General features: G+C 46.7%; 1 pseudogene. It reads left to right on the top strand.

What is annotated here, in order from left to right:
* Window positions 1-266: pseudogene (locus AB4496_RS25375) on the top strand (flavodoxin FldB); the annotation flags it as partial.
* Window positions 267-315 lie beyond the last annotated feature (49 nt).

Raw genomic sequence — 315 nt, 5'->3', positions numbered from 1 at the left:
GTTTAGGTGACCAAGAAGGCTACGGCGAGTGGTTCTTAGATGCGATGGGTCTATTACATGATGAGCTGAAAATCGCTGGCACTGAGTTTGTCGGTTTCTGGCCAAACGATGACAGCTACGAGTTCGAAGCGTCTAAAGCTCTCACTGAAGACCAATCTCAATTCGTTGGTTTGGCGCTTGATGAAGATTCACAATACGAACTGAGCGACGACCGTATCGCTAGCTGGGTTGAACAAGTACTGGTTGAGTACAGCGAAAAGCTATAACCAAACAGAAGTACACTCAGCTAAGTAACTCAGTAGCGAAGTAGCGAAG

The sequence above is a fragment of the Vibrio sp. 10N.222.46.A1 genome (assembly GCF_041473595.1).
GTDB lineage: Bacteria > Pseudomonadota > Gammaproteobacteria > Enterobacterales > Vibrionaceae > Vibrio > Vibrio tasmaniensis_A.
Note: the sequence above shows the minus strand (reverse complement) of the source record. Positions and strands in the feature narration are given on the sequence as shown.